Raw genomic sequence first — 17,047 nt, 5'->3', positions numbered from 1 at the left:
AAGATGACGCGAAGCACGATCTTTCATGTTTGCGCACGCACCGCATGGGACGCGGCCAAATCGAATGGGTTCTATCGTGGTTCAACCGATGACCGGCGGGACGGCTTTATCCACTTTTCCGATCGCACACAAATTATCGAAAGCACGGAAACCCACCACGGCGGCGAAAAGGGCCTTGTGCTTTTAACCGTCGCCACGGCGCGTTTGGGAAAGAATGGCGGGGCGCTTCGCTGGGAAGCTTCGCGTAGCGGTCGTCTTTTCCCGCATCTCTATGGGGCCTTGCCGGTAACGGCGGTAACCAAAACACAGGATTTACCCCTGGACGCGGACGGCCACCACATTTTCCCGCCACTTCCCGAAACGTAAATTCAAACCCTGCGAAGCCGTCTCTCCCTTTCCATGGCGGGGTTTTTCGCTCATGATGGAATCCCTTTTTCCAAAAATTGTTTTAATCCATGAAAACAATCCTCATTTCCATTCTCTGCACGGATCGCACCGGCTTGGTTTCCGCAATCGCCGGCCGCCTTTTCGAACTTGGCGCCAATCTTGGCGACACAACTTTTGCCGTCCTCGGCAGTGCTGCCGAACTGACAGCCCTCGTCGAAATTCCAGATACGCTCACGGCAGAAACGGTCGAAGAGGATTTAAAGGCCTTGCCGGAAATTGGCGACGGCAAGGTGACCGTCACCGACTTCAAACGCCCGGCCGTACACGGGCCTTCCGGCAAACTTACCCATTACCTGCGCATTACCGGCGGTGACAGCCCGGGCCTGATTGCCCGGCTTTCCGAAGTCTTCGTCCAATATGAAGCAAACATCATCGGCATGAATGCCGAGAAAGTTCCCCGCGCGGAAGGCGATCAATACCTTATTCGATTCGCCGTCTGGATCCCCGAAAAACGGGCGGATGCCTGTATCGCAACGGTCGTGAACACGACCGAAGACCTGCGTCTGGCCTGTCACTGGCAAAAGGTCTAGCGGCCCCCGCCATGGCGCACATCGCTTTCATCGGCCTTGGCGTCATGGGATTTCCGATGGCCGGCCATCTGGCCCGCGCAGGCCACGCGGTAACGGTAACGAACCGCACATTCGCAAAGGCCAAAGCCTGGACCGCCGCCCATGAGGGAAAATGCGCAAAAACACCGCGCGAAGCTGTCCAGAATGCAGAYTKCGTCTGCGTCTGCGTCGGCGAAGATGCCGATTTACGCGATGCAATCCTTGAAGAGAACGGTGCCTTTTCCAGCATGCGGAAAGGGGCGACGCTCATTGACCACACGACGGCCTCGGCAGAAATCGCGCGCGAACTTGCGGCAACGGCAAAGGCGTATGGGTTTTCCTTTCTCGATGCCCCCGTTTCCGGTGGCGAAGCGGGCGCGCAAGACGGCACCTTGACGGTGATGGCGGGTGGCGAGAAGGCGGCCTTTGAGCACGCCAGACCAATCCTCGCAGCCTATGCCCACACAATGTTGTACATGGGCGATGCCGGAAGCGGCCAATTGACGAAGATGGTGAACCAGATTTGTGCTGCAGGCCTGATCGAGGCCCTGGCCGAAGGCCTGAATTTCGGCCAATGCGCCGGCCTGGACATGGAAAAAGTTATCCAGGTTATCGCCAAGGGGGCCGCCCAGTCCTGGCAAATGGATCATCGCGCCAAAACCATGCTTGACGATGAATTCAACTTTGGTTTTGCCGTAAAATGGATGCAGAAAGATCTGGGTATCTGTTTCCACGAAGCCGAAAAAATCGGTGCCCGCCTTCCCGTTACCGAACAGGTCAACCGTTTTTACGGGGAAATCACCGAGGCAGGTGGCGCGCGCCTGGATACGTCAAGCCTGATCCGACGCCTTCGTAAAAAACGTAACCCGCCGGCTTAGTTTTTTATCCGAAACGTAATTGGAATATCGAGGGTGGCGACCACCGGGGTGCCGTTGCGCAGGGCTGGTGAAAAATGCCATTTCCGAACCGCCTTGACGGCCGCAGCATCCAAAAGGTGATGGCCGCTTGTCCGAAGCGTTTCGATGGCTTTGCTTTTGCCATCCGTGCCGATCTGAACGCGAAGCAGGACCTGCCCCTCAACCCCCCCCTTTCGCGCCCGTTTTGGGTATAAGGGCTTGGGGTTCGCAAGCAGGCGAGGCATGAGGCTTGGCCCAATTTCCGCCGTCTTTGCCGCCGCATCGCTTGCCTTAGCACCTGCGACTGGTGACAGTTTCGCAACTTGGACCGCAACCGGCGATGTCGCGTTGGCATCGCTTTCCTCGACCGGTGGGGATGGCGGCGGCATCTTTGTCAGGCCTTGAGAAAAATCGGGCTTCTCTCGCGGTGGCGGCGGGAGGGAAACCCGCTCTGCCATCTCGACCCTGGGTTCCCTGGGTTCGGGCTGCGTTTCCGTTACCGCCTCGCCCATCTCGGCCTGGGCTGAATCAATCGGATCCTTGGTGGCGTTTTCCAACAGGCCGCCGGGCAGCTGGGTTACAAGTTCAACCTCAATGCCTGCCACCTCGGCGATGCGCGCCGGCTGGCTTCCTGGAACCAGAAGCACGGTGCCGGCAACACTGGCATGCACCATGGCCGAAAAGAAATAGGCAACGGATCGGATTGGCGGAAATGTCATGAGGCATCTCCATTGCCAACCGTCTTGCGCCCAAGGCGCTGCCACGGCAATAGATACATCTCACCATCGCGCTCGCCATATTCTGCGGTGATGGCAAAGGCCGCCTCCAGATTTTCTGGCGTCAACACCGAGGCCGGCGACCCTTCCGCCATGACTACCCCTCCATGCAACAGCAACACCCGGTCGCAGAATCGCGCGGCATGGGTCAAATCGTGCAAAACGACGAAAACACACGCACCACGTCTGGCAATGTCACGGAGAAGTTCCATAACCTGCAACTGGTGAAAAGGGTCCAGGGACGCGACCGGCTCGTCCGCCAATAAAAGCACCGGCTGGGAAGCAAGGGCGCGCGCCAGCATGACGCGGACACGTTCGCCGCCGGAAAGCGTCGTTACCGTGCGCGCCGCAAGATGGGTCGTGTCCGTCCAGCGAAGCACCGTCGCAATATAGTCAAGATCGGCATCGGCCAGTGGCTGCCAGGGGTTGCGATGGGGAAGCCGCCCCAAGGCCACAAGATGCTGCACCTCTAGCGGCCAATGACTGGTCGCGTCCTGGGGCATATAGGCCATGGCCTGCGCATAGGCGCGGCGCGCGATTTTATGAATATCCTGACCACGAAAACGCACCTCGCCACCCCCCGCCGATTGCAAATTCGCCAGCACGCGAAGCAGGGTTGTCTTGCCGGCGCCGTTTTCGCCAATCAGCCCGACAACTTCACCCGTTGCAGCGGCAAGATTGACACCATCGAGAACGGTCTGATCCCCAAAGCGAACCGAAATGGCGCGGCCTTCAATCAGGCTCATCGCATCTCCCCCCGGGTCTTCAGGATGAGGTAGAGGAAAAACGGCGCGCCGATGATCGCGGTCAACACACCAAGCTTAAGTTCAAGTCCTGGCGACAAGACACGAACGGCGATGTCGCCAACAAGCAAAAGCACGGCGCCGCCAAGGGCGCTAACGCCAAGCAGCCGGCTCGGCTGATGGCCAACCAGGGGCCGCAGAAGATGCGGCACGACAAGGCCGACAAAGGCGATGCCGCCGGTTACTGAAACGGCCGCACCCACGGAAAGGGCCGTGCCGACGATAACGGCAAAGCGCACCCGCGTCAGATGAAAGCCCATGGTCGCTGCCGTTTCCTCGCCAAGGGAAAGCGCATCAAGGGCGCGGCCCGTTCCCAAAAGCATGAGCCAGCCGACGGCCATCAGAGGTGCGACCAGCGCCACATGATCAAAACTTCGATCCGCAAGCGACCCCAGCAGCCAGAAGACAATTTCATAGGCCGCATAAGGACTGGGAGCGAGATTAAGGGCGAGCGAAGTAAGCGCCGCCGCAAAACTGCTGATCGCGACGCCAGCAAGGATCAGGGTAAGCACGCTCGCATCCCGTCCGGCGAGCCCGTAGATAAGAAAGACAACGAAAAGCGCGCCGCAAATACCACCGATGGGAAGGGCAAGCGGAAAACTTTGCGCCAGCCCAAAATAAAGCATGAGGACAGCGCCAAGGGCCGCACTGCTGGAAACCCCGATCAGACCCGGCGCCGCAAGCGGATTACGAAGAAGACCCTGCAGGGCCGCCCCACAAAGGCCGAGGGTGCCGCCGACGAGAACCGCAAGAATTGTACGTGGCAGACGAATTTCAACCAGCAGGATGGTGGCCAGCGGCGGGTCTTTATCAAACACCCCGCGCAACGCTTCAAGAAGCGGCACATCAACCTTGCCAAGGGTAAGCGAAAGCCCGGCAAGGACCAGCAGGGCAAGCGAGAGGCCCGCCACCAGCGGGAAAAGCGACGGCATCTTCGCCACATCGCTGGACCCTGTGGAAGCACCAGAAAAATTGCCGGAGGGCATGTGCGTCATGGCCGCGCCTCGGCCAGCCGTTCAACCCATTCCGCCGTAAAGGGCCCCCAGCAGGTCCAAATCCGACGCGGCAAGGCCACCGTCTTTATGCGGTCGCGAAGACGGCGAAAGGCAGGATGCTCAAGGGTCATGCGCGCAAGGGACGGTGCTTCCGGCGAAATGTGGCCAAGGACAAGCATGTCCGGTGCCGCCGCCAAAAGGCTCTCAAGAGAAAGGCTGCCATAGCCTTCAATGCCAAGACGCGTCGCCAGGTTCTCGATTCCTGCATGGCGCATCACGTCATCGGTCAAAGTGCCTTTGCCCGCTGTCAGCCCGTTCGCAAAATAGATCACCGCCAGTGAATTTTTCTCTTTGCGCTGAGAGGCAACGGCATCAAGCCTGCGTGTCATTTCGGCAAGCAAGCGTTCGGCCCGCGGCCTTGCGCCAAGCATGTCCGCCACTTCGCGGAATTTGGCGCGAACCTCTGATAAAGTTGTCGGCTCACCAAGCACGACCACGCGCACTCCCATGCGCTTTAGCAGGTCAACCGTCGAACGCTGGGTATAAACGCCAGCCAGAACCAGGTCGGGCTCCAGAGCCAGCACCTCGTCCGCCGTCACATGATTGATGTGAAACCCCTTTGCCTGCGAGGCAAAATAAGATTCGTCCGGATCAAGGGCATAGTAACTCAACGATTGAATGTGATCCGGTTCGGCAAGGAGCAGCAGCAGTTGGTCCGCACATAAATTGATCGAAACGATGCGGACCGGCTTGGAATCGGCGGCGGTTGCAGGGCTGCCAAAAATCACGGCAAGACCCGCCATGGCAGTAAAAAAAAGTCCCCGCAACCGCCGTCTCATCAGAAAACCTCCAACGTCTTTTTCACGCCAAGGAAAAAGGCGAAGCCCGGCTGTTCGAAGCCGTCCGGATCTTCGTAGTTCTTGCTAAAGGCATTTTCGATCCGGCCAAAAGCCTGCCAGCCTTCCGCCACCTCATAGGAGGCGGCGATGTTTGCAAGAAAATAGCCGGGATCCCGGACCCGCCCAAAGCTTACCGCATCAACGTCGTAGCGGCGGCCAATGTAAGAACCCGAGAGGGTAAGCGAAAGCGGCGTGATCGGACGGTAGGAAAGGTCAAAACTTGCCTTGTGCAACGGCCTGCGCAGAAGTTCCTTCTTGGTCGTTCCGCCCTCCTCGGCGCGCGTATAAGCGTAGTTTGCCCCAAGATCGAGGTTTTCGAGGAGCTTCGCGGTGATGCCGATTTCGATCCCGCTGGTTTCAGCCGTCGTGAGATTAAGGTTCGACGTAAAAGTGTCGTTGCTGACGATAAGGTTTTTAATCTCGTTGTCGTAATAGGTGAAGCTGAGAGAAACGCGGTCCTTAAAGAAACCCTGATCCAGACCAATTTCCCAGCCCCGGCTGGTTTCTGGTTTCAGATCTGGATTGCCGGTGAAGCTACCAAAGGCGGAAGCCGAACCACCGAAAAGCTGAAACAGAGACGGCGCCTTAAAGCCTTTTGCATAGGCGCCGCGGATTTTTGTTCCCGTCTCACGATGCAGATAGGCGGGCGCGATGCGATAGGTCGTCTCTGAACCAAAGGTCTGATGATCGTCGATCCGAAGGCCAAGGGTGCCGAAAAAACGATCCCGATAGGAAAATTGATCCTGAATATAGACCGCATCCGTCCTGGCATCGGCCTTCGCTGCGGAAGTAAAGGTCCCAAAACTGATAAATGTGCTGTTTGTGTTGATCTTTTCCTTCTCGGTTTCCAGACCAAGAGTCACAACGTGATTTTCAACAAAGCGGAAATCGTTCTGCAGTTCGAATTTCAGCTTCTCGCCGAGATTCTTGTCACGCGAAGATGAAGAACTCTGAGCGTCCGGGGCATTTCGGATAATCCGGTTGTAATCCGTATAAGTGACGGCAAAACGGTGCTCGCTTCGGCCTTCGAAAAGGGAAAGCTTTGCATTGCCGCCAAGAAACAGGCGGTCTTCTTCGCCATGACTGTCGTTATCCGCCACATTCAGGTCGAGATCGTTTCGAAGGTCCGAAAAACGACCGGTGAAACGAAAGGACAGAATATCGGAAGGCGTGATGCCAAAATTGGCAGCAATGGTTGTGTTGTCAAAACCATCGTCGTCCTTCTTTATGCCCGACGCAATGCGACGTGCCGGCACAACAGACGTTCCGTCCGTAGTGCTACGGTCAAGGGTGACGCTGTAATCAAAAATATCTTCTGCCCCACGCAGGTTTAAAACCTGATTGAAGGTGGAAAAAGACCCGCCTTCCAGTTGCAGGCTTGCCTTCATCGCCCCCGAACCTTTCTTCGTGATGATGCTGATAACGGCACCGATCGCGTCCGAGCCATAAAGTGTGCCCTGGGGCCCGTGCAGAATTTCGATGCGTTCCACATCGTTAAGGGACACGCCCGCAAAATTCATGCGCCCATCCGGCGTGCTGGGATCGTTCATTTCGATCCCGTCGATCAAAAGAAGCGTGTGATTTGCGTTTGCGCCACGGCTGAAAACCGACGTGAGCTTCCCAGCAGCGCCATTCTGGATAACGCTTAGGCTTGGCACGGAACGCAACGCATCCCCAACCGACCGGTACTGCCTCTTGGCGATGTCTTCGGCCGTAATCACCGTCATTGAAGAAGCAATCTGCTCTCTCGGCGTCGCAATCCGCGTCGCGGTGACGACGACTTCGGGAAGAACGGCGTGGGTCTTTTCCGCGTCGGCATCCTCATCCGCCGCCAAGACCGGTGCGGTTAGCAAGGCAAGAGCGGCAGCGGACAGCAGGGCGCTTCGCCGCAGCCAGGCTTGTGGGTTCGATATTCTTGGAATTTTAGCTAAGATAGACATTGCAGACTCCGTCTGTGTGGATGGGTTTTCCCGTTCACGGGAGAGCCCGGCCCGACCAGGTGCCCGGGTTCTCCCGCCCTCCGCCCAACCCCGGCCATTATGGCTGGACCCAAGCATCGGAACGGTAGGTCTGCTGCCCCCAAAACCGTGGCGTAAACAAGGAAGACGCACCGATCCCGGCTGCTTCCTTGCGCGTAAAATGGAAAAATGTCGGAAAAAATATGTAATGGACCACTGGATATCCGCCACCGACAACATCCTTCTTACGAAGCCATGTCACCATTCACGGAAATCCGCGCCGCCGGAAATAACCCCGTCCAACGGCTGGTGACAATTTGACGGCAGGTTTCCTGGCTCGCGGATTTTGCTGGCGCGTCCTGCCTTCCCAGTTTCCCAGTGGCATAAACGGACGCGCCTCCGCCCACAGTTGCGGGGGCAGCCACGGCATTGACCAAATCGGCCTTACCGTGTTCCCTTTTTCCTCAAAAATGAGGAACCGTCAAAAAAGTCTTAGCAATTTTTTTTGCGGCGCACAACCAAAGAAACGCCGCGTAGCGAAATCCGCCTAGCTGGACTTCGCCTTTAATTTTTCGGCAAAGCTTTTCACGAGAGGTTTCAGCAACTTCCGAATTTGCCTCACAATCTGTTGACCCTCGCCACGTACCGTTGCGTTCAAATAATTCGTACCAAAAGAACTGATCCACGGCCCCGCCGACTCGCCCAAACGTGTCGAAACAACGTGCGACACCCCGCCCACCTCTACGGAAACAATCACGGCAACGTCGCATTGTGTCTGCGGATCATACATACCAACGGCGATGCATTTCCCGGAAAACCTCTGAAGCTTCATTGAGGTAACGGACATTTCCTTGGGTAGAGAGCCCAGCAAATCCGCCAGCAGGTAATTTCCGATGGGAACCTTGTGATACAGATTTGAAAGGTTGTCGGACATGTATGTGAATGTCGCCCCCTGGAAAGTCACGCGATCCGCCATCGAGATATTTGCGACCAAGGCGCTGGCACCCGGCACGTCCTGCACCGTCGGTTTTGGAATATTCACATGGCTTGCCCGCGCGCAGCCAGCAAGCGCCGCGACAAGAACGAGCATCATTAGAAGATTTCCGTGTTTTTTCATTTTTCTCCCCGAACGAACGCGATTGCGGACATAGCCAACCCGGAACCGGCCTAATGAGACGGTACGTTTGTCAGTTTAACCATGCCTTACCCCTAACTTTCAACGGTTGAAAAACTGCCGCAGCATGGAGGGCGTCTGCTTGCTGGCAAAGAAACCACTGCCTATAATATTTTAAGGAATTCAGCCTATTCCTGTACGCTTACATGGTGCGGATCGGACCGCGCCACGAAAGGTGAAATGTGACGCCTTACGACATCATACAACTGCTTCAGAAGCATGAAAAATGGCTGCAGGGAAAGCCTGGTGGCGTACAGGCCAATCTTTCCAAGCAGGACCTCTCTGGCCTGGATCTTTCCGGCGCAAATCTGAGCCGGGCGCGCATGGATGGCGCTATCCTCAAACATTGCAATCTAAGCAACGCCAATCTTGAAAAAGCGAGTCTGTATGCGGCCGACCTTTCGCAATCGATCTTAAAGAACGCCAATCTTGCGCGCGCCGATATGCATGGCGTCAATCTCAATAAAGCGGACCTTACCGGTACCAATATGGAAGGCGTGGACCTGCGGGAAGGACGCCTTGCCGAAGCCGGGAAAGACGGAAGCTGGACGCTCGTCGGAAGCAATCTTGGCCATTCCGTGCTGGACGAAGCCATTCTAAAGGGAGCCAATTTAACCCGCGCCTCTATGAAAGGCTGCTCCGCCGTCGATGCCGATTTGTCCGGCACAACCCTCGTCGGGGTGAAGCTTCAACACGCAAACTTGCATGGGGCCAACTTAAGCGGCAGCAACCTTTCCGGCGCTAATCTTGGAGACACCGTTCTTTCGAATTGCAATCTTTCCGGCGCCAACCTTGTTAAAACCCATGTAACGGGCGCGGATTTCTCAAACGCGGATCTTTCGACGGCAAATCTGGTAGACGTGCCCATGGCCCTTGCGAAAGTGGGAAAGGCAAAACTTCCAACAAAACCCCAGAAGAAAATAAAACCCATCGGCGAAGTCCTTGAAAGCCATTTGCGCTGGCTTAAAAGCCACGGCAAAACCGGTGAACGAGCAAATTTTGACGGGTACGACCTAAGCAATCAGGATCTTTCCGGTATGGATTTTAGCGGCGCCAGCCTGAAAGGCGCCAATCTGACCGAGGCCGATCTGCACAATTGCATTTTCGAACTTACCGATCTTTCCCGCGCCACCCTCCAGAGTGCAAATCTAAATGACGCCCTTCTGGCCGGCGCAAACCTGATGGAAGCGGATTTAAGCGGTGCCAGCCTTTGCAAGGCGCGGCTTGTTGCCGTCGAACTCATGGGTGCAAACGGCAAGCCCACGGGACGCATGTGGCCAACCAACCTCACCCGGGCAGCACTTCTGGACGCCAACCTGGCCGAGGCGGATCTTACGGCAGCAAACCTGACCGAAGCCGATTTTCGCGGGGCCGATTTGCGCGACGCCATTCTGACAAACGCTATCCTTAAGAAGGCAAATATGGAGGGTGCGCAATTCAAGGGCGTCCTTCCGCTCAGCGGCACCATTGAGCCCGCAGCAGCACCGCAGCGTTAATCCAAAAACGCTTCGTTAATAGCAATAATTTTAAATAAATTCGAACCGAAACCGATTGATACACAGGGTTAACTTCGTTTTAACTCTGTGTATCCTTAGTTTTTTCTTAAAGGCTTCCATGTAGGTAATGGCCGTTGGGAGCATTCGGCCAAAAAGACTTTCGAACGCCGGTTCCAGGAAAACAAGAATGGAAACCGGGTAGGAACTTTAGCAATCAGGTGACCCGTGACGCCTCATGACATCCTAGAACTTCTGCGAAGGCATGAGCAGTGGCTGCGGGGAGATACAGACGGCAAGCAGGCCGATTTTTCCAAGCAGGACCTCTCTGGCCTGGACTTTTCCGGCATGAACCTGAAACGGGCCGACCTGAATGGTGCCATTCTTAGAAACTGCAATCTGAACGATGCCAATTTCGAGGGCGCGAATTTATACGCAGCAGAGTTTTCCCATGCGTCTTTAAGAAACGCAAACCTCACGAAAGCAGATTTGCGCGGTATCAATTTTTACAAAGCCGACCTTACCTACGCCAACCTGGAAAAAGCGGACCTTCGGGAAGGGCGCATTGCCATTATGAGCGGAAAAGGCGAGTGGCAGGTCATCGGCAACAAGCTCGGCCACGCCAACCTGAATGAAGCCGTTTTAAAGAACGCGAATTTAACATGCACCGATTTAAAGGCCTGCTCGGCTATCGGTGCCGATTTTTCCGATGCGACGCTTGTCGGTGCCATGTTTCAGAATGCCAATCTATCCAACACGAATTTCACCCGGGCAGACCTTTCCGGCGCGAATCTTGGAAACACGAATCTTTCCGGTTGCAATTTCGACAATGCTCTTCTCGTCCATACGCATGTCATCGGCGCGGATTTCTCAAAGGCAAACCTCTCGACGGCAAACCTCAAAGACGTGCCGATGAACCTTGCCAAGCTGAGCGAGGCAAAACTTCCATCCTCGCCAGAAGCACGGAAGAAAACGATCCAATCCATTCTCAGCAGTCATCTGCGATGGATCAACAGCCACGGCGCATCGGGTGAGCGCGCCATCCTCGATGGCTACGACCTGAGTTGGCTGAACCTTGCCGGCGTCGATTTAAGCGGCGCCAGCCTGAAGGGTGCCAATTTGTCCGACGCCGATCTGCATGGCGGAATTTTTGAACTGACGGACTTTTCTCACGCGGCCCTTCAGGGGGTGAACCTGAATGACGCCCTTCTGGCAGGCACAAATCTGATGGAAGCGGATTTAAGCGGCGCCAATCTCCGTGGCGCACGGTTTGTTTCGGTCGAGCTGCGCGACCAGAACGGCACCGTCACGGGACGCTGGTGGCCCGTCAACCTTTCCTGCGCAATTCTTCAGGACGCTTGCCTGGCCGGGGTTGATCTCACGACAGTCAATCTAGGCCAGGCCGACCTCCGGGGCGCGGATTTGCACGGCACCATCCTCGCCAAAACGAAGACCCGCGCCGCATCGCTGACCAGCAACGCCCCGAAAAGGACCACAAAATCAGTCCTGGGCGCATAACCTGGGACGCAGTTCGTCGCTAAAATTTCTTTTCCCCTTTCCTTGAGTCTTTCCGAAAAGCCGTCCACGCTTGCACAAACATATTTTGTGGAACGGGGCGCATGCACGGAACCTCCCTACCCTGGCTTGATCCGATCATCGCCCATCGCGGCGCGAGCGGCGTTGCGCCCGAGAACACATTGGCGGCCATTCGCCGTGCGGTTGAACTTGGTGCGCATTGGGTCGAAGTGGACGTTCGGCAAACGGCCTCAGGCCATCTTATCCTGATGCACGACGCGACCCTGGCACGCACGACAAATGGACGCGGCAAAATCGCCGCAACCCCCTACGAAAAAATTGCAGACCTTGATGCTGGCGGATGGTTTGCGCCCGACTTCGCGGGCGAGCCGGTCCCTACCCTGGAGGCGTTTGTCCGCCTCGCTAGTAAACTGGACCTCTGCGCAAATATCGAGATCAAGACCGATCCCGGCGATACCGATCCCGGCGACACCGATCCCGGCGAAGCGGAAGCGGTCGGCCGCGCCGTCGCCACCCTGTTGCGCAATCAATGGCCACCCAATCGCCCGCCGCCGCTGCTTTCCAGTTCCTCCCCGGAGGTGTTGCATGGGGCCGCGAAAATGGCCGCAAATCTCCCGCGCGGCCTGGTCGTTCGCCGGGTGCCGAGTGCTGCAAAACTATGCGAACAGGCCAGGGAATGCGTTTCAATCCATGTCGATCATCGTTTTCTTACCCAGGCAAAGACCGCCCACCTCATCAAAAACGGCTATGCCATTCTTGCCTATACGGTCAATCGCCCGGCGCGGGCAAAAACACTTTATGCTTGGGGCGTTGCCGCCATTTTTATAGATTATCCGGAGCCGGAACGATGGCGCTAGCAGACGCGCACATGCGCACGGATGCCATTGGCGTGTACCATCCGCCAGCGAAAGGGGAACTTCGGATCGTTTCGCTGGTCCCCAGCCTGACAGAGCTTCTGTTCGCGCTCGACCTTGGCAGTCACGTCGTCGGACGCACTCATTATTGCGTCCATCCGCAAGCGTCCCTGGCGGACGTGCCGAGCCTGGGCGGCACGAAAAAGATCCGGATGGCGCGCCTTCTCGAAGCCCGGCCAACCCATGTATTGATGAACATCGACGAAAACCCGAAGGAAATGGCCGACGCCATCACCCGGGCCGGAATTGACGTCATCGCGACGCATCCCATGACACCGTTGGACAATATTGTTCTTTATCGACTACTGGGAGGTATCTTCAACCGTAGCGACGAAGCCGAAGCTCTTGGCGCACGTTTTATGGAAGCCTATGACGCATTGACGGAGGCTGCCACGTCCTGGCCCGCGCGCAAGGTGCTTTACCTTATCTGGAAGGCCCCCTGGATGACGGTCGCGCCAGACACCTATATTTCGGCAAATTTAAACCTGCTTCACTGGCAAACAATTGGCCCTTCGGGCGAAGAGCGTTATCCAAAAATTGAAATAGGGCCGGCCTTGCTGCAAGAAGTCGACCTCATCCTGTTCGCAAGTGAGCCTTACGCATTTAAACAGGCAGACATCGATGCCTTCCACGCAAGTTTCCCCGGCGTGGCATCGCGCCTGTCCCTGATCGATGGCGAAATGACGTCCTGGTTCGGTTCACGCGCAATCGAAGGGCTTCGCTACCTTCACGATTTTGCCGAACGGAAAATCAGTGCAGGCAAAGCATGCCGCTAACAGAGCCAGAGCAACCAGGATGGCATTTGCCCCGAAGTGCACAGCATCGCGATGGTGTCGGCAATCGCCAGCCCCAGCGCAATCGCCAACGCGATGATCCATAGCGGGATGGCGATAACAAACAGCGGCCATTGCGCATACCATGGAGTCGCTGCACGATAATTCCTTATTCCGTCCCGTAACTCAGGAGGTAATGGCATTGCACTTCTCCTACTTAAGCTTCAATAAAATTTGACGCCGAATGAGCCTGTCCAACCCTTTCAGACGATGGCTGAAACCATTGTAGTGAATTTAGTAGTTTTTCCATGACTTAAATTACCGACTTAAATTACCGACTTAAATTACCGACTTAAATTACCGACTTAAATTACCGACTTAACTTACGCCTCCGCCTTCATACGGCTTGACGATGGGCCGTTGGTATTGGCAAACTTGTCCGCCATAGCAACGCCCTGAACCAAAGCTCAGGATGGGGGAACAAGAATGGCTGCAAACACGCACCACGGCGTTTTGATCATAGGCGGCGGCGCGGCTGGCATCACGGTCGCCGCAAGCCTACGCAAACGCGCACCCCGGCCCATTGATATTGCCATCGTTGAACCCTCGGAATTTCACTATTATCAGCCCGCTTTCACACTGGTCGGTGCCGGTGCCTATTCCCTTGCCAAGACACGGCGACGCGAAGTGACGCTTATTCCGCCCGGCGTCACGTGGATTCAGGATCCAGCGCAGAAATTCGAGCCGGAACAAAACCGCGTCACACTAAAATCTGGCGATTGCCTGACTTACGACTATCTGGTGGTCTGCACGGGCGTCGAGCTCAATTGGGAAAAAATAGATGGCTTGGCCGAAACCCTCGGCAAAAACGGCGTTTGCAGCAACTATGCTGCCGATCAGGCGGAATATACCTGGGCGTGCCTCCAAAGCCTGAAAGCGGGGGCGAAGGCCCTCTTCACCCAGGCACCCCTGCCCTTCAAATGTCCGGGGGCGCCACAAAAGATCGCCTATCTGGCCGCCGATCATCTGCGCCGCAAAGGTCTGCTGAAGGGGTGCGATCTGCACTTCCTTACCCACGCACCGGCAATATTTGGTGTCCCATTCTTTGCCAGAGAGCTCGTCAAGGTCGCCGATCATTATGGCATCCATGTTCACTATCAGCACAATTTGATTGCCGTTGACGGAGTGGCTAAAAAAGCAACCTTCGAGATCGTCGGCGGCGACACGCCCGGCAAGAAAGTGACGATGGATTTCGACATGCTCCATGTCACACCGCCGCAAAGCCCACCGGAAGTGATCCGCTCAAGCCCCCTTGCCAATAAGGCCGGCTGGGTGGATGTGGACAAAAACACGTTGCAGCACACCCGCTATGAAAATGTTTTTTCCCTGGGAGATGTGGCCTCAACGCCGAATTCAAAAACGGCGGCGGCGGTTCGAAAACAGGCCCCCGTGGTCGTACGCAACCTGCTGCACAAGATGAGCAATGCCGATTTGCAGCCGGATTACGATGGCTATGCGTCCTGCCCGCTCACCACGGCCTATGGCAAGGCCATCCTGGCCGAGTTTATTTACGGCGGTAAAGTGACACCCACCCTCCCCCTAAATCCAGGCCGGGAACGCTGGACCATATGGTGGATAAAGACGACCGGCCTGCCCATCATGTATTGGCGTTACATGCTCAAAGGCTATGAGTGGTTCCTTCCGCACAATACAAAATGGCCGGGGGATGCGACCTGATCCCGCAAAGGGTTAGCAGACCATGCTCGTCCACCCTCGACGCCGGTATATGAACCTTACCACCATCACCGAAAAGCGTTCACCCCCGCAGATTCTCCATGTCTATAGGGCGCGGAAGAACGGGTTGTTGGTTAGCGTCGCAGATGATCGCCCATAATCAACGACGGATAACCCTTGCCGTCTTAGTAGACTCATAGTCCGTGAGCAAAGTGACATCCAAACGAAGGCGTGAACGATGAATGTCTACAAAGAGATTATTGTTGCAAATAGAAGGTTGCACCGCTGCGTCACGGCGGGCAACGCCGGTGGTGTGATCGCCACCCTTAGTTTGATTGGCACTATTGTCGCGATGTCCAAGAATCAGCCCAACGTCCCACTCGTAACATTCTTAACGCTGGTCGTGTTCCTTTCAGGGCTATTGGTCTCTGTATTCGCAGCATGGTCAGAACGCACTGCCACCATCGCCGCAGTCGAACTCGAACTGGCTCGTGGCAATGCCCGAAGATTTGCAAATGATGATGAACGGGCTGAAGCACGTAAGAGTACCGAGCGGAATTCACGACATGTGCTCAATCTCAGCCTCGCGGCAGGCGTGTTATTGATCCTCGGGACTGGACTTGGTCTTTGGCAACTCTACTCTTTCACGATCGGGTGAGGCCATGATCAAGCCTCGGTAGCCTCTTGTGCCAAGCACCCCCCAGGTCGGGACCGTGGCCCCGACCGCCACGCATCCGTTCCCGTCAATGCAGCCACGTGCCGACGTCCTGGATCGCGAAACCGAAGAAGAGCAGGCCGCTGCCCGCGAAAGCATAGGAGAATGCATGTTGTGCGCGAACATATTCTCCATCCACAACGGGAGAGCGGTGTCCTCCGGCGGCTTGATCCTGCAAAGGGTGGCCACTATATTCGCGTGGCCTGATTTTGGAATGGTGACCCCAACGGGAAACCTTACGAGCATATGATCTTTAGGACAGCCTTCCGGTTGTTTTTGAAAATTTTCTCTGGTGGGTGGGGCTTTTTGCGGACCTCGTCCGTGTAGGTGATCCCATATATTTCAAGCCGATCCATTATGATTCTGCCCTTTATGGCAAAGCTCACGTCTTCTGGAATATCTCCGGATCTAGACGCGGTCGTCAGCCAGTCCAGCTTGGACGAAACCATGCCGATGACAAGGCCATTGTCGTCCAAAAGCGGTCCGCCACTATTCCCGCCCTGGATCGGATTGGTCGTTTGTAAAAAATGGGGATGATTTTTTGGTCCGTTTAAGGCGCTTACATTCCCAAATGTGAAATTACCGGTGCTGGAAAGAAGTCCTGGCAACGGAAAGCCCATCGTATAGCTTGCCTCTCCTACGTCGGGATCAACCGCATCCCTAAAAGCAACGTGTTTGTATACTTCCGCCTTTTTCGCAAGTTGGATGATCGCGATCTCGGAATGCGGAAGCTTGGCAAGAACCGTAACAGGCAAGGGCTTTCCAAGATCTATTGAGGCACGTATCGTTGAACAGGAATCAACGACGTGCAGAGCCGTTACGGCAATGCCTCTACGGTTCACGATAAAGCCACTTCCGCCTGTGATTTTACGTTTCGGCTTGCCGCGCTTCTTTTCTTTCTTGGCACGCGCCTCGGTTGGTAAATCTATTTTTCTTCCGGTGAACACTGCCTTGAGATATTTTGCAACCAGCCTAATTTCTGCATTGGTTAATCTGCCATCGAAGCTTGGCATGGTCACCCTGGTTCTGGACGATCTTAAATAGGCCTCCCCCCGAAGAATGAGCTGTTGCAGTTCATCTTCTGACAATTTTGAGACATAGAAGCTTCTCTGGAGGTTTGGAATAAATATAGTTTTCCCATCCACCCTTGATGAAAAATGCGTTCCTTTTCCTTTCTCGCCATGACAAGAGGCGCAATTCTCCTGAAAGAGTTTTTTCCCATTTTCCAGTTCTGTAAAATCCTTTGCCAAGGATGGCAAAGAGAAAGAAACAGACACCAGCGCCACCAGGAAAAAAAGTCCGCGCGTCATAAAGTCAAACTCCTCATCAGCACCTTGTTTCGTAGAAATATTACATTCCGTGCATGGAATTTATTAACTGCAAACA

Annotated in this window: 18 protein-coding genes and 1 riboswitch; of the genes, 10 read left to right on the top strand and 8 right to left on the bottom strand. The window is 55.6% G+C overall.

Translation table 11 applies throughout. The annotated features are described in order from the left end of the window. Positions 1–3 precede the first annotated feature (3 nt). From COA65_08495 to COA65_08485, 3 genes are all read left to right on the top strand, one after another. Complete coding sequence (locus COA65_08495; GenBank protein PCJ58077.1) at positions 4–366, top strand: glutathione S-transferase; 363 nt, start codon at positions 4–6, stop codon at positions 364–366. An 89-nt stretch (positions 367–455) separates the two neighbouring features. Continuing rightward, on the top strand, positions 456–977 hold the full coding sequence (locus COA65_08490) for an amino acid-binding protein (protein ID PCJ58076.1): 522 nt from the start codon (positions 456–458) through the stop codon (positions 975–977). 11 nt (positions 978–988) lie between these two features. After that, complete coding sequence (locus COA65_08485; GenBank protein ID PCJ58075.1) at positions 989–1,873, top strand: oxidoreductase; 885 nt, start codon at positions 989–991, stop codon at positions 1,871–1,873. Here COA65_08485 and COA65_08480 read toward each other — a convergent pair. The 6 genes from COA65_08480 to COA65_08455 all read right to left on the bottom strand — a co-directional run bounded on the left by COA65_08480 (position 1,870) and on the right by COA65_08455 (position 8,439). Next, entirely contained in the window at positions 1,870–2,610 is a 741-nt protein-coding gene (locus COA65_08480) for a hypothetical protein (GenBank protein ID PCJ58074.1), read from the bottom strand. The genes COA65_08485 and COA65_08480 overlap by 4 nt on opposite strands. Further along, positions 2,607–3,413, bottom strand: coding sequence for an ABC transporter (locus COA65_08475; GenBank protein PCJ58073.1), 807 nt, complete (start codon positions 3,411–3,413; stop codon positions 2,607–2,609). Before COA65_08475 ends, COA65_08480 begins: the two co-directional genes overlap by 4 nt. After that, positions 3,410–4,402 (bottom strand): ABC transporter permease, encoded by a 993-nt coding sequence (locus COA65_08470; protein ID PCJ58095.1) that lies wholly within the window; start codon positions 4,400–4,402, stop codon positions 3,410–3,412. The genes COA65_08475 and COA65_08470 overlap by 4 nt, the downstream gene beginning before the upstream one ends. A gap of 59 nt (positions 4,403–4,461) precedes the next feature. After that, complete coding sequence (locus COA65_08465; protein PCJ58072.1) at positions 4,462–5,304, bottom strand: hypothetical protein; 843 nt, start codon at positions 5,302–5,304, stop codon at positions 4,462–4,464. Next, complete coding sequence (locus COA65_08460; GenBank protein PCJ58071.1) at positions 5,304–7,562, bottom strand: hypothetical protein; 2,259 nt, start codon at positions 7,560–7,562, stop codon at positions 5,304–5,306. The genes COA65_08465 and COA65_08460 overlap by 1 nt, the downstream gene beginning before the upstream one ends. 64 nt (positions 7,563–7,626) lie before the next feature. Continuing rightward, positions 7,627–7,820, bottom strand: a riboswitch (cobalamin riboswitch). 49 nt (positions 7,821–7,869) lie between these two features. After that, a complete protein-coding gene (locus COA65_08455; protein ID PCJ58070.1) occupies positions 7,870–8,439 on the bottom strand; it encodes a hypothetical protein in 570 nt (189 codons plus the stop codon). A gap of 239 nt (positions 8,440–8,678) precedes the next feature. Between COA65_08455 and COA65_08450 the strand changes: the two genes are divergently transcribed. From COA65_08450 to COA65_08435, 4 genes are all read left to right on the top strand, one after another. Then, positions 8,679–9,992: a hypothetical protein gene (locus COA65_08450; protein PCJ58069.1), complete on the top strand. Its 1,314-nt coding sequence runs from the start codon at positions 8,679–8,681 to the stop codon at positions 9,990–9,992. 225 nt (positions 9,993–10,217) lie between these two features. Continuing rightward, complete coding sequence (locus tag COA65_08445) at positions 10,218–11,507, top strand: hypothetical protein (GenBank protein ID PCJ58068.1); 1,290 nt, start codon at positions 10,218–10,220, stop codon at positions 11,505–11,507. A gap of 101 nt (positions 11,508–11,608) precedes the next feature. Continuing rightward, positions 11,609–12,382 carry a glycerophosphoryl diester phosphodiesterase gene (locus COA65_08440; protein PCJ58067.1) on the top strand — a complete coding sequence of 258 codons (774 nt, stop codon included), beginning with the start codon at positions 11,609–11,611 and terminating at the stop codon, positions 12,380–12,382. An 11-nt stretch (positions 12,383–12,393) separates the two neighbouring features. Beyond that, positions 12,394–13,215, top strand: coding sequence for a cobalamin-binding protein (locus tag COA65_08435; protein PCJ58094.1), 822 nt, complete (start codon positions 12,394–12,396; stop codon positions 13,213–13,215). Here the strand turns inward: COA65_08435 and COA65_08430 are convergent. Next, positions 13,212–13,415, bottom strand: a complete 204-nt coding sequence (locus tag COA65_08430) for a hypothetical protein (GenBank protein PCJ58066.1) — start codon at positions 13,413–13,415, stop codon at positions 13,212–13,214. The genes COA65_08435 and COA65_08430 overlap by 4 nt on opposite strands. A gap of 283 nt (positions 13,416–13,698) precedes the next feature. Here COA65_08430 and COA65_08425 point away from each other — a divergent pair, with 283 nt between their 5' ends. From COA65_08425 to COA65_08415, 3 genes are all read left to right on the top strand, one after another. Continuing rightward, positions 13,699–14,949 carry a pyridine nucleotide-disulfide oxidoreductase gene (locus COA65_08425; GenBank protein PCJ58065.1) on the top strand — a complete coding sequence of 417 codons (1,251 nt, stop codon included), beginning with the start codon at positions 13,699–13,701 and terminating at the stop codon, positions 14,947–14,949. A gap of 235 nt (positions 14,950–15,184) precedes the next feature. Continuing rightward, on the top strand, positions 15,185–15,604 hold the full coding sequence (locus COA65_08420) for a hypothetical protein (protein ID PCJ58064.1): 420 nt from the start codon (positions 15,185–15,187) through the stop codon (positions 15,602–15,604). Between the two features lie 88 nt (positions 15,605–15,692). Next, complete coding sequence (locus COA65_08415) at positions 15,693–15,911, top strand: hypothetical protein (GenBank protein ID PCJ58063.1); 219 nt, start codon at positions 15,693–15,695, stop codon at positions 15,909–15,911. Here the strand turns inward: COA65_08415 and COA65_08410 are convergent. Next, positions 15,898–16,971, bottom strand: coding sequence for a hypothetical protein (locus tag COA65_08410; GenBank protein PCJ58062.1), 1,074 nt, complete (start codon positions 16,969–16,971; stop codon positions 15,898–15,900). The genes COA65_08415 and COA65_08410 overlap by 14 nt on opposite strands. Positions 16,972–17,047 lie beyond the last annotated feature (76 nt).

It is taken from the genome of Rhodospirillaceae bacterium (genome assembly GCA_002746255.1).
Taxonomy (GTDB): Bacteria; Pseudomonadota; Alphaproteobacteria.
This window is presented reverse-complemented; position numbering and strand designations above follow the sequence as displayed.